Below are 12,291 nucleotides of genomic sequence, written 5' to 3' on the forward strand. Positions count from 1 at the left end.
GATCACGGCCCCATCATGAGCGCCCCGAAGAATCACCCACTCCCCCACGCATGGCACCACCAAGAACCGGACACCCCTCATGAGCCCCAATCCCCCCGGCCCCCCGGCTCCGTCGCGGCGACGTCTGCTCGCCGGCGGCGGCGCCCTGTTCCTCACCACGACCACCGGCTCCCTGCTGGTCGCCCGGTCCGGCGGCTCCGGACGGGCCGACGACGACCGCGGCCGGGACGGGCGAGCGGCAACGCCCGAGGCCTCGCCCACCGCCTCCGCCGCGTCCGGATGGATGCCGGGGGCGTCGAGGATCCCCCTGGAGCGCAACTTCGTCCTCGGCGACCGCGACGCGCAGCGCGGGCTCGTGCTCCATGTCCAGGAGGGCGAAGGCTCTCTGTACGAGCGGTTCAACACCCCCGGGGGCAAGACCTCCTCGCACTTCTGGGTCTCCCGGGACGGGGAGACGGAGCAGTACGTGTCCGTACTGGACCGGGCCTGGGCGCAGGTGGAGGGCAACGGTTCGTGGGCCTCGGTCGAGACCTCCGGTTTCGCCACCCGCCCGCTCACCGAGGCGCAGGTCGACGCCGTCGCCCGCATCTACGCCTGGGGCGCCGGCGCGCACGGCTGGCCGGCAGCCGTCAGCGAGCACCCGGACCAACCGGGGTTGGGGATCCACGCCATGGGTGGCGCCGCGTGGGGCGGGCACGCGTGCCCCGGCACCCTCCGGTCCGGCCAGCGCGCCGAGATCATGCGCCGGGTGCGCGAGCGCCTGCCCGGCGGAGAGTGAGCCGGGTCAGGCGGTCCGTGAGGAGGCCTGTCCGCCCGGTGGTTTCGTGCATGTTCCCGTCAGTCCACTGACAGGAGGTGTCAGTGGATGGGCTCTAGTGTCCGGGCCATGAACGGCATAGTCGAGCTCCGGCAGTACACCCTCCACCCCGGCGCCCGGGACACCCTGGTCGACCTCTTCGAGCGGGAATTCGTCACTGGGCAGGAGGCGGCGGGCATCACCGTAGGCGGCCGGTTCCGGGACCTCGACGACCCGGACCGCTTCGTCTGGCTGCGCAGCTTCCCGGACATGGAGGCACGGGACCGGGCGCTGCGCGCCTTCTACGGCGGCCCCGTCTGGCAGGCCCATCGCGAGGCGGCCAACGCGACCATGATCGACTCGGACGATGTGCTCCTGCTGCGCGGACCGGGGTTCACCGCCCCGGCCACCACGGGGCCCACCGTGGCAACCATCTGTCACCCCCTGGACCTCACGGCCTTCACCGATCACTTCGAGCGGCACCTGCGCCCCGCCCTGGCCGCCGCCGGGACCCCCGCGCAGGCGGTACACCGCTCCGAGCAAGCGGAGAACACCTTCCCCGCACTGCCGGTCCGGACCGGTGAGGACGTCCTGCTCTGGTTCACGGCGGGGCAGGCACCGCGCCTGCCGGACCTCTCGCTCCGGCTGAAGTCGGCTCCGCGGCACCTCCGGCTGGAGCCCGTCCGGGGGCGCATCCCCATGGGTGGATCAAGGTCGGGTGATGCGTCGCCGTGAACCGGCCGATGCCGAGAAAGACTTCGTGCGGCCGTTGCCGCCGCGCCCCGGGCCCGTCACCACATCAGGACGTCGGGTGCAGGGCCCGTAGGGCCGAGCGGTGGGAGACCCATCCCAGAAGGCGGAGCCGTTCCTCGTCGAGGACCGGGAGTCCGTCGCCCTCGCTCGCGGCGAGGAGCGGCAGCGCTTCCTGAAGGGACTGGCCGGCGAGCAGGGTCGGCGGGTGGTCCCGTACCGCCTCGACGGGCGTGTTCCCAGGGAGGCCTTCGTGCAGGGCCCGGGAGAGGGCGAGCGCGCCGACCGAGCCCGTGTAGGTGCCGTGCCGGTCGATGACGGGGAGGCGGCCCGCGTCGGCCTCGATCATCGCCGTGACCGCCTCGCGCAGTCCGGTGCCGGGAGCGAGCGCGGGCGGCGGCGGTCCCATGGCGGTGCGGACCTCGATCGCGGCGGGGCCGGTCAGGTCCAAATCGACCCCGCGGCGGCGGAGTTTGGCCGTGTAGACGGTGTCCCGGCTGAGCGCGTGGCTGACTCCGGTGGCGAGGGCGACAGCGACCATCAGCGGCAGGATGATCCCGTACTCGCCGGTCAGCTCGTAGATGATCACGACGGCGGTGATCGGTGCGCGGGCCGAACCGGCGAAGACCGCGCCCATCCCGATGACGGCGTAGGTCGTGGCCGAGCCGGTCACTCCGGGGGCGAGGTGGTCCATCGTCTGCCCGAAGGCGCTGCCGAGCATGGCGCCGACGAAGAGGCTGGGCGCGAAGACGCCTCCCGAGCCGCCGATCCCGATGGTGACGCTGCACGCGATGATCTTGCCGACGAGCAGTACGAGCAGGAATCCGATCGCGTACCCGCCCACCGCGGCCTTGCCGAGGACCGGGTAGCCGACCCCGTACATCTCGGGCAGTGCGAGCAGGATCGCGCCCAGCACGATGCCGCCGGCTGCCGGGCGGAGCCATTCCGGGCCGTGCCACACGGAGTCGCAGAGGTCCTCCACCCCGTACAGCACCTTGGTGAAGAGCACCCCGACGACCCCGGCCAGCGCGCCGAGCAGTACGTACAGGACGTACGCGGCCAGGTGGCCGGCGCTCACCGGCGCCAGCTCCAGGAACCGTTCGTCGCCGAGGGCCGCGCGTCCGATCACGCTGGCGGTGACCGCGGAGACGGCCACCAGGCCGAAGGCGCGGGCCGTGAAGTCGCGCAGGATCAGTTCCATCGAGAAGAAGACGCCGGCCAGGGGCGCGTTGAAGGTGGCGGCGATGCCGCCGGCCGCGCCACAGGCCACCAGCAGCCGCATCCGTTCCTCGCGCAGGCGCAGGAGGGCTCCGGCGGTGGAGCCGAGCGCGGCCCCGATCTGGACGATGGGCCCCTCGCGGCCCACGGAACCGCCGCCGCCGATGCACAGCGCGGAGGCCAGGGATTTCACCACCGCGACCCGGGGCGGGATCCGGCCACCCTGGCGGGCGACCGCGTACATCACCTCGGGGACGCCGTGGCCGCGCGCCTCCTTGGCGTAGCGGTAGACGAGCGGTCCGTACAGCGCGCCCGCGACCACGGGTGCGAGCAGCACGAAGTACGGTCCGAGCCACGGCACGTACGGGTTGTCGGCGTGGCCTGCGGAGGAGTAGTCGTCGTGGCCGGACAGCGCCCGGGTGAAGACCTCGATCAGCCAGCGGAAGCCCACCGCGCCGAGTCCCGACCCGGCGCCCACGAGTACGGCGGGCAGCAGCATCGCGGCCTGGGTGCGGTTCAGCGCGTCCCGTGCCGCGTCCGCCGAGAACGGACCCATGTGCACTCCTCAGGAACCGATCCACCGCCGATCGCGCGCCCCGGCCCCTGACCACGATCCCCCGGACCCCCCATCCAACGGGCCTCCTCCCGCCGCGGCCCGGAGGCGGGCCGGAGGTACACCCGCCCGGCGTAGGCCTGTCGTGGGCCGCTCGCCGATACGGAAGCCGGTCCGTCGCCGGTCCGTCCGGGAGGGTGTGCCGCCTGGCCGAAGGCCGACCCCCGACCGTTCCCTGTCCCGTACAGTCCGTGCTGCCGCCGGCCCGGCGCGGGCGGCACCCAGCCGACCAACGGACGCACAGGGGAGCACCGATGGCCATCGAAGCCGGTCCCGTGGGCCGCGTCAGTCCTCCGGTCCCCGAGCTGGAGCCCTCCGTCGTGGAGCGGTGGAGCGCGGGGGGAGGCCAGCTCGTCGAGCTCCTCGCCGAAGTGTGCGGACGGCTCGGCGGGGTCGGCGCGTTCCGGCTCGGCGACGGCGGCCCCGGCGGCCCCGGCGGCGGGCCAACGGGCCGGCCGACCGTGCTGGTCACCGATCCGGGGGCGATCCAGCACGTGCTGGCCCTGCATCCGCAGCGCTACGTCAAACGCTCGCACCGCGCCCGGCTGCTGGTCGGCGAGGGCGTGCTCTCCGCGACCGGCGAGGCGTGGAAGCGACAACGGCGGCTCCTGCAGTCCCAGTTCACGGGCACCGGGATGCGCCGCTACGAGCAGCGGATCGCCGAGGCCGCGCGGGTCGCGGCCGGGCGCTGGGCCGCGTACGCCCGTACCGGGGAGGTCTTCGACCTCGGAGAGGAGATGCGGCGCTTCGCCCTCGACACCATCTGGCGCTCCCTGACCGGCCACCCGCTGGACGCGGACACCGAGCGCGAACTGGGATCCGTCGCGGCCGTGGTGGCGGCGCTGCCGACGCTGCCCGCCGACGCCGCCGACGCCGGGGAGGCGGTGGCCGCCGACCTGGCCAGGATCGACGCCGTGGCCCACCACGCCATCGCCGCCGCCCGCCGGGGCTCCGCGGGCCCCGACGGGCCGGGGCTGCTCCACCTGCTGGTGGAGGCGTCCGCCGAGCGGCCCGAGTACACCGACCGGCTGATCCGCGACGAGCTGGTCACGCTGCTGGTCGCCGGGCACGAGACCACGGCCACCACGCTCACCTGGCTGTACCTGCTGCTCGACCGCCGTCCCGAGGCCCGCGAGTGGGCCCTCGCGGCGGGCGGCGAGGGCTCGGCGGAGCGCCGGGAGGCGATCCAGGCCCTGGTCAGCGAGACCTTGCGGCTGTACCCGTCCGCCTGGATCCTGCCCCGGCACGCCGTCGAGGACGACGTCCTGGCGGGCTACGCCGTCGAGGCGGGCACCGACGTGGTCGTCTGCCCCTACCTCGCGCACCGAGACCCGGCGCTGTGGCCCGACCCCGAGCGCTTCGACCCGCTGCGCTTCACCGCACCGGGCGGTCGGCCGTCCGTCCCGGGCGGGTACGTGCCCTTCGGCATCGGCCCCCGCGCCTGTCTCGGGCTGCAGTTCGCGCTGCGCGAGTCGACGGTGCTGCTGGAACAGCTGCTGCCGGCCCATGTGCCGACCTTCCGGTCCGTTCCGGACAAGGCCGCTTACAGCATCACGGTGCGTCCGGACGGTCCGACGCCGGCCACGCTCGCAGCCCGCGCGGACCGCGGGCGATAGTCCTGCACGGGGCGGCGCCCGGCCACGAGTGCCGCAACCGCCGGATCCCGTAGGCTCTGCGGATGGCAAAGTACTTCGACGTACACCCCGAAAACCCCCAGCCCCGCGCCATCAGCAGCATCGCCGACGGCATCCGCGCCGGAGGGCTCGTCGCCTATCCGACGGACTCCTGCTACGCGCTGGGCGCCCAGCTGGGCAACCGTGACGGTGTGGACCGGATCCGGTCCATCCGGCAGCTCGACGACCGCCACCACTTCACCCTGGTGTGCGAGAACTTCGCGCAGCTCGGCCAGTTCGTCATCATCGACAACGACGTCTTCCGCGCGATCAAGGCGTCCACCCCCGGCAGCTACACCTTCATCCTCCCGGCGACGAAGGAGGTGCCGCGCCAGCTCCAGCACCCGAAGAAGAAGACGGTCGGCGTGCGCATCCCCGACCACGTCGTGGTCCAGGCGCTGCTGGCGGAGCTCGGCGAGCCGATGCTGTCGAGCACGCTGCTCCTGCCCGACGAGGCGGAGCCGATGACGCAGGGCTGGGAGATCAAGGACCGGCTCGACCACGTCGTCGACATGGTGGTCGACTCGGGCGAGTGCGGGACGCTGCCGACGACGGTCATCGACTTCTCCAGCGGCGAGGCCGAGATCGTCCGGCGGGGCGCCGGGGACACCGCCCGCTTCGAGTAACGGCGGCCGACGGGCGGGCGGCGGCGCAGGACGGGCCTGCTCTCCGCCCGCCGACTGCGCGGCCGCGGGACGTACGGCCGGCTGGCCGTACCCCCCGGCCGCAGAACGTACGGCCGCCGGGGGGTACGGCGTGTCAGGTGGGCGGATACAGGACGGGCTTGAGGCCGTAGTCGAGCTCGGAGCCGTCCACGAGGAGTGCTTCCACCGTTCGGGTGCGGGGATCGATGTCGGCCACCATCCCGTCACCCGAGTAGCGGGGGTAGCCGGAGGCGCCGTTCTGACCGGTCGGTGCGACGACGGCCGACCGGACGGCGTCGTCGGGCGACCCCTCCACCACGTGCTCGGGCACCAGCAGGATCTCGAAGGTCTGCGGTTCGGTACTCATGCCCCGACGCTAACCGGATCCCGCGGATCACGCCGTCCGGCACGGCGGTGCGCTACGGGCGCCGCGTGCCCTCCCCCGGCCCGGCCGCCTCGCCCACGGGCGCCGAGGGGTGGCGCAGCAGGCCGCGCGCCCAGCGTTCGTTCAGGCCCGCGAGGAAGCCGATGGCTCCCCAGAAGAACCAGGTCTTGACCAGGGCCCCGTGCGCTTCGGCGGAGAGCGGGCCGGGACCGCACAGTTCGGCGGGGGTGGCCGGCGGGGTGAGGACCGTGAGGATCCCGCCGGCGACGAGGAGGTAGAGCGCGGTGGCCAGGAACCACCCCACCACCACCCGGTACCAGCCCTCTTGGCGCAGCGACCGGCACAGCTGGACCGGATCCGCGTCCGGACCGGCCCCGCCCGTGCCGTCGCGGACGACCACACTGTCGCGGATGAGCTGCCGGGGATCGCGCAGCCGGACGATCACGCTGAAGACCGCGCCCATCGCGCCGCCCGCGAAGCACACCAGGGCTCCCGCCAGGGCCAGTCGCGGCTGGCAGCCGAGTTCCACTCCGAAGATCCGGGGCACCCACGCCCCCAGCGCGAAGACCACGACCAGGATCACCGGGCTGACCACGATCCCGCACGTCAGGCCGGTGTTCAGGCCGCGCGCCCCGGCGGTGGCCGTATCGGCCTCCAGCCGCGTTCCGGCCAGCGCGACCGCCGTCTCCAGCCGGGCCACGTCGGCCCCCTGGGCAACGGCGCGCAGGGCCCGGAGCAGGTCCTCGGTGACCGCCGCCCGCGTGCGCCGTTCGAAGGCCCGCTGCGCGGCCGTGTGCAGGCGGTCGAGGCGGAGCATCAGCTCCGGCTCGGCACACCACAGTTCCCGCAGCCGTTCCGGATCGATGCCGGGCACCTCTTCGAGTGCCCGTATCTCCCCGTCGGCCGCGCCGTCGAACCACTCGCGCGCATCGCGCAGCATCTGCTCCCCCTCTTCGCACAGCAGTTGTACCCGCCTTCGCCGCGCGAGGATAGCCGCCGGCCCGGCGGATCGGCGCCGTCAGTCCGCGGGGCCGGTCTTCCGCGCGGACCCCGTGCCCGGCGCCTCGCCGCTGGCGACCGCGCGGAAGAGCGCGTGGAGCAGGACCGCGGCGAGCGTGCCCGCCACCACCCCGCTGCCGAGGACCGTCCGGGCCCAGGTGGGGAACCCCTGGTAGAGGTCGGGAGCCACCACCGGCAGCAGTCCGGCGGTGAGGGCCAGCGCGATCACGGTGGAACCGCCGCCGGCGCCGGGCGATGTCCGCCCGAGCATGTCGACGCCCATCACCGCGATGATGCCGTAGATCACCAGGGCGGATCCGCCGACCACGGGTGCGGGGATCGCGGCGAGCAGCCGGGAGACGGGTGCCAGCAGGCCGACGGCGATGAGCAGCACTCCCGCCCCGGCGGTCACGAAGCGGCTGCGGACCCCGGTGAGCCGGCCGATGCCGATGTTCTCCGCGCTCGTGACCATCAGCGAGGTGCCGAACAGGCCGCCGAACACCGAGATCAGTGCGTCGGCCCTGGCCACCCGGGGCACATCGCGTCCGGGATCGCTCTCGCGCCCCACGGTCTCGCTGTTGAGCACGGTCTGCCCGGTGATCTCGGCGAGGGTGGTGAGGCTGAAGACGAGGAGGGGCAGCGCGGCGAGCACGTCGAACTGCGGTGCACCGTACGGGAGGAGGTGCGGGAGGGTCAGGCCCCCGCCGGCTCCGCCCACGGGAGCGAGGTGGCCGAGGCCGGTGGTGAGCGCGATGAGGGTGCCCGCGCCCATCCCGAGGAGCACGGCGGTCTGCCGCCAGATCCCGCGCAGCACCATGAGGAAGAGCACGGTGCAGCCGATGGTGGCGCCGGCCAGCACCACCGCCGAGGGTGCGGCGTACCCGGGGCTCCCGGGGCGGCCGGTGACCAGCTGGGCGGCGACGCGGATCATGGCGATCCCGATGAGCAGCACGGTGACGCCCATGACCACGGGCGGGAAGAGCCGTACGACCTTGGCGTAGAAGGGCAGGACGGCGAAGAGCAGCGCCGCGGCGAGGAGCACCGAGCCGGTCGCGGTCGCGGGGCCGTGGTCCTTGGCTATCTGGAGGAAGAGCGCGGTGGCCGCCCCGCCGGGGAGCATGACGAACGGCAGCCGGGCCCCGAACCGCCAGATCCCGAGGGACTGGAGCAGTGTGCCGGCGCCGCAGAGCACCAGGGTGGCGCTGAGCAGGGAGGCGGTACCGGCGGCGGTGAGGCCGAGGGCCTGGCCGGTCAGGAACGTGGTGGAGACGGGCGCGGCCACCATGGCCAGCACGTGCTGTGCGGACAGCGGGGCCAGCCGGCGCAGCGGCAGCCGCTCGTCCACCGGGCTGACCGGGCCCGCCGCTGCGCGCAACGCGCGGGCGGTGCTCATCGGGCGGCCTCTCCGTCCAGCCAGGGCAGCTCTTCGGCGGTGTACCGGTAGGAGCGGAAGACGGCGTTGGGTTCGGACGGGAACAGGCCGCGGACCTCGGACTCCTGGTAGGCGCCGAAGTGGGGGACGACGTACTCCCAGCAGAGGTAGCCCTCCGGGGTCACCTCGAAGAGGCGGCCGGACGGGGAGTCGGTGACGAGGGTGTTGCCGCCGGCGAGGCGCTGGGCGCTGCCCATGAACGGGGCGAAGAAGGCCTCGCGGGCCGGGTCGTGGTACTCCCAGACGACCTTGCCGGAGGAGCACTCGATCTCGATGACGCGGGAGTAGGGGACGTCCGATCCGGGGCGGAAGACGCCGTTGTCGAACACCAGCACCCGGCCGTCGGCGAGTTCGGTGGGGGCGTGCTGCTGCGAGACGGTTCCGGGCTCGGTGCGCCAGAGGATCTCGCCGGTCTCCCGGCTGATGACGACCACGGCGGAGACGCTGCGCAGGCTGGCGAGGACGTTCCCGTCGGCGAGCGGTACGACGCTGTTGATGAGGGGCCAGTGCTCGCGCGCGTAGTCGGGGTGCAGGGCGTATTCGGCCCGGTCGAGGTGTTCGGCCGCGCTCCACGACCAGCGTACGGAGCCGTCGGCGTCGACCTCGGTGATGGTGTCGGCCCACACCGTGCCGCCGGCCGCCTCCGAGCCGGGCACTCCGCCGAGCACGCCCGCCGCGTCCGCGCCCCGCAGCGGTTCGAGCGCGGTGTAGAGGACGCGGCCGCCGCCGAGGTGGTGGGCGTCGTGGTGCTGGAGGGGATCGCGGTGTTCGCGCAGGACGGTGCCGTCCGGGGCGGCTTCGAGCATCACGCCGCCGCGGTACTTGTGCCACATCGGGAAGAGGGCCTCCTCGCCGGGGAGCACGCCGCTGTAGGCCAGGTTCCCGTTGTCGAGGATCCGGGCGTGCCGGCCGGGGCGGTAGGGCAGGTGCCACTCGTGGACCACTTCGCCGTGGATGTCGATCAGGTAGACCTCGCCGGTGCCGGTGAGCGGGGCGAAGAGGGTGTACCCGCCTTCCGAGGCGGCGGGGTCGAGGGCGATGAGACCGGTGCCGCGGCGGCGGCGGAAGTTCTGGTCGACCGGGGGCATGCTGTCCTCCTGCGGAGCGTGAAACTTTATTTGATGCGAGCAATCTCCTTTGAAGTTAGCTGCGCATTGTTGCGGCGCTGTGAAGGGCGTGCGAAGCCCGCGGCCGGGTGCGGGAAGATGATCGTCAGAGGCGGAGAACGACGAGCGGGGTGCGGGGTGGGCGGCCAAGTGGAAGACGAGACGTCCGAGCGGAGGATCGGTGCGGGCATCCGCAGACGGCGCAGGGCGCTGGACCTCACCCTCGCCGAGGTGGCCGCGCGCAGCGGGCTGTCCTCGCCCTTCCTGAGCCAGATCGAGAACGACCGGGCCCGCCCCAGCATGCGTTCGCTCCAGCGGGTGGCCGACGCCCTGGACACCACGGCCGTGCAGTTGCTGGCCGCCGGGGAGACCCCGCGCCGGGTGGACATCGTGCGGGCCGACGCCGATCCGGGGCTGGACGCGGGACTCGATTCCGGGTTCGGCGCCGGGGCGGGTTCCGGGCCGGATCCGACGGCCCGGGTCCGTCCGCTCGTACGCGGCCAGCACCAGATGCACGCGCTGGAGTTCACCGGGGACCACGACGCCGAGCGCGCGTTCCGGCACCGCAACGACGAGTTGATGTACGTCGCCGACGGCTCGGCCGAGGTGGAGGCGGACGGGCGGACCCACCGCCTGGGCCGCGGCGACACCCTGTACCTCACCGGCGGCGTGGAGCACCGCTGGCGGGCGCTGGAGGCGGGCACGCGGGTACTGCTCGTCGCCGTCGCCGACCACGTCGAGGCCGTCGTGGACCCCCGGGGCTGACCGGAGGCCGCCCGTACGCGCACGGGACCGCGGACGGTGAGCGCGTACGGGGACCGCGGACGGTCAGTTCCTACGGGGACCGCGGACGGTCAGCGCGTACGGGTGGCGCGCAAGGACTGGTGGACGGTCCAGGCCACCGAGACCAGCGGAACCGCCACCACGGCCCCCACGATCCCGGCGGCGATGGCTCCCGCGACCACGGACAGGGCCACCACCATGGGGTGCAGCTGTACCGCCCGGCTCATGACGAGCGGGTGCAGCAAGTGGCCCTCGATCTGGCCGATGACCACGATGAGCGCGACCACGAGGCCCGCCACGAGCGGCCCTTTGGCGGCGAGGGCGACGACGGCGGCAATGCCGAGGGCCACCGGGGAGCCGATGAGCGGGACGAACGCGGCGACGAACTCCAGCAGGGCGAGCGGCACGGCCAGCGGGACGCCGAGGAGGTAGAGCGCGATGCCCACGAGGACGGCGTTCGTCGCGGCCACGATCACGATGCCGTGGGAGTAGCCCGTGAAGGTCCGCCACGCGGCCCGCCCGGCCGCGGCCACCCGGTCCCGTGCGCCTTCCGGCAGTTGCCCGCAGAACCAGTTCCACTGCCGGTCGCCCGAGTGGATGAAGAAGACCGAGCAGAACAGTGCCAGGGCCACCACGGTGAACACCGCCACGACCCTCCCGGCCCCGCTCAGGGCCGTGCTCAGCAAGGTGGAGCGGTGGGTGGAGAAGTAGGTGCCGATCTTCGACTGGACATCGTTCAGGGCGTGCGGGTCGAGCCGGAAGGGCGGGCCCTCCAGCCAGTTCTGGATCCGGGCCAGCCCGGCCCTGAACTCGCGCACCAGCGTGGGCCACTCCCCCGCGACGGCCTCTCCGACCAGCGCGAGGGCGCCGAGCACCACGATCAGGCTGCCGATCAGCGCGCAGGCCACGGCGAGGCCGCGGGGCATCACCCGGGCCAGCAGACCGGCCGGCGGGCGCAGCATGGCCGCGGCGACCAGGCCGAGGAAGAGGGCCAGCGCGATCTCGTGGAACCGGCCCAGGACGGCGAAGACCGCGTACGCCGCCGCTCCGACGACCAGCAGCCGCCAGGCGTATCCGGCCGCGGTCCGCAGCACCGGGGCCACCGGGGCCGCCACCCGTGCGGCCACGGCCGCCTCGTGCGCCGGGGTACCGTCCCGCCCGGTCGGGTCTTCGCCGCGGGGGCGGCCGCCGGGCCCGAGCCGCCGGGCGGGCCGCGTCACGAGTCGCCTGGTCATGTGCGGCCGCACCTCCGGGGTGTGTTGGTCCCCTCGGGCTATCACCCCGGCGGCGGCCTCCCCGTGCGCCGCGCAGCGCGTTCGCCCGAAGGCCTCATCCGCGCTGGGCCGAAGGAGCAGGCGCGGGCGTTGCCCCTCCTTCGGGGAGTTCGCTGGTCACAGGGGGTTTCCCGGTCCCGGCCGCCGACGGGCGACGGGAAACCCGTCGACCCCGGTGCCCGCCGGGGACAGGCTCGAGGTGTCAGCACGGAGCAAGACCCGAGGGGACACCATGCGCAAGATGATCCGCGGCGCCGCCGCGTTCGCCACCGCCGCGGCCGCCGTCGTCGCACTGAGCGGAGCCGCCGGCGCGTCCGGCGCCCAGCCGGCCGACACGTGGGCCGGATGCCCGGACGGGGCGGTCTGCATCTACCCGCAGAACCAGAACCCCGCCGTCAGCCCGAGCCACGTCTTCTACAGCTACGGGGCCCACAACCTCACCAACCAGTACGGCAACCACTGGGTCCTGAACAACCAGTACGGGGGCGCCACCGCACGCCTGTGCGCCGGCTCCAACGGGGTCAACTGCGGCAACCCCATCGCCCAGGGCACCGGGGTCTACGCCGACCTCGGACCGATCAACTCGATCACCCTCAACCGCTAGCGGCTGACGGGCGG

Annotated in this window: 12 protein-coding genes; 6 read left to right on the forward strand and 6 right to left on the reverse strand. The window is 73.7% G+C overall.

Features of this window, described 5'->3' with window-relative positions; translation table 11 throughout:
• The first annotated feature begins 79 nt into the window (after window positions 1–79).
• Window positions 80–778: a peptidoglycan recognition protein family protein gene (locus OHA37_RS02190; RefSeq protein ID WP_266901849.1), complete on the forward strand. Its 699-nt coding sequence runs from the start codon at window positions 80–82 to the stop codon at window positions 776–778.
• 108 nt (window positions 779–886) lie between these two features.
• On the forward strand, window positions 887–1,531 hold the full coding sequence (locus OHA37_RS02195) for an NIPSNAP family protein (protein WP_266901851.1): 645 nt from the start codon (window positions 887–889) through the stop codon (window positions 1,529–1,531).
• A gap of 64 nt (window positions 1,532–1,595) precedes the next feature.
• Here the strand turns inward: OHA37_RS02195 and OHA37_RS02200 are convergent, their stop codons facing one another.
• On the reverse strand, window positions 1,596–3,263 hold the full coding sequence (locus OHA37_RS02200) for a chloride channel protein (protein ID WP_443046284.1): 1,668 nt from the start codon (window positions 3,261–3,263) through the stop codon (window positions 1,596–1,598).
• Window positions 3,264–3,631: 368 nt separating this feature from the next.
• Between OHA37_RS02200 and OHA37_RS02205 the strand changes: the two genes are divergently transcribed.
• Window positions 3,632–4,993 (forward strand): cytochrome P450, encoded by a 1,362-nt coding sequence (locus OHA37_RS02205; protein WP_266901855.1) that lies wholly within the window; start codon window positions 3,632–3,634, stop codon window positions 4,991–4,993.
• Window positions 4,994–5,055: 62 nt separating this feature from the next.
• Complete coding sequence (locus tag OHA37_RS02210) at window positions 5,056–5,676, forward strand: L-threonylcarbamoyladenylate synthase (protein WP_266901857.1); 621 nt, start codon at window positions 5,056–5,058, stop codon at window positions 5,674–5,676.
• 133 nt (window positions 5,677–5,809) lie between these two features.
• Here OHA37_RS02210 and OHA37_RS02215 read toward each other — a convergent pair whose 3' ends face one another.
• From OHA37_RS02215 to OHA37_RS02230, 4 genes are all read right to left on the reverse strand, one after another.
• The gene (locus OHA37_RS02215) at window positions 5,810–6,061 is read right to left on the reverse strand and encodes a hypothetical protein (protein WP_266901859.1); all 252 of its coding nucleotides are present in this window, start codon (window positions 6,059–6,061) and stop codon (window positions 5,810–5,812) included.
• Between the two features lie 52 nt (window positions 6,062–6,113).
• Window positions 6,114–7,019 (reverse strand): hypothetical protein, encoded by a 906-nt coding sequence (locus tag OHA37_RS02220; protein WP_266901861.1) that lies wholly within the window; start codon window positions 7,017–7,019, stop codon window positions 6,114–6,116.
• 78 nt (window positions 7,020–7,097) lie between these two features.
• Window positions 7,098–8,471: a uracil-xanthine permease family protein gene (locus tag OHA37_RS02225; protein ID WP_266901863.1), complete on the reverse strand. Its 1,374-nt coding sequence runs from the start codon at window positions 8,469–8,471 to the stop codon at window positions 7,098–7,100.
• A complete protein-coding gene (locus OHA37_RS02230; protein ID WP_266901865.1) occupies window positions 8,468–9,598 on the reverse strand; it encodes an aryl-sulfate sulfotransferase in 1,131 nt (376 codons plus the stop codon). Before OHA37_RS02230 ends, OHA37_RS02225 begins: the two co-directional genes overlap by 4 nt.
• A 168-nt stretch (window positions 9,599–9,766) precedes the next feature.
• Between OHA37_RS02230 and OHA37_RS02235 the strand changes: the two genes are divergently transcribed.
• A complete protein-coding gene (locus OHA37_RS02235) occupies window positions 9,767–10,381 on the forward strand; it encodes a helix-turn-helix domain-containing protein (RefSeq protein WP_266901867.1) in 615 nt (204 codons plus the stop codon).
• An 89-nt stretch (window positions 10,382–10,470) separates the two neighbouring features.
• Here the strand turns inward: OHA37_RS02235 and OHA37_RS02240 are convergent, their stop codons facing one another.
• Window positions 10,471–11,634, reverse strand: a complete 1,164-nt coding sequence (locus OHA37_RS02240; RefSeq protein ID WP_266901869.1) for an AI-2E family transporter — start codon at window positions 11,632–11,634, stop codon at window positions 10,471–10,473.
• A gap of 271 nt (window positions 11,635–11,905) precedes the next feature.
• Here OHA37_RS02240 and OHA37_RS02245 point away from each other — a divergent pair, with 271 nt between their 5' ends.
• Complete coding sequence (locus OHA37_RS02245; protein ID WP_266901870.1) at window positions 11,906–12,277, forward strand: hypothetical protein; 372 nt, start codon at window positions 11,906–11,908, stop codon at window positions 12,275–12,277.
• The last annotated feature ends 14 nt before the right edge of the window (window positions 12,278–12,291 follow it).

This window comes from Streptomyces sp. NBC_00335 (assembly GCF_036127095.1).
Classification (GTDB): Bacteria; Actinomycetota; Actinomycetes; order Streptomycetales; family Streptomycetaceae; genus Streptomyces.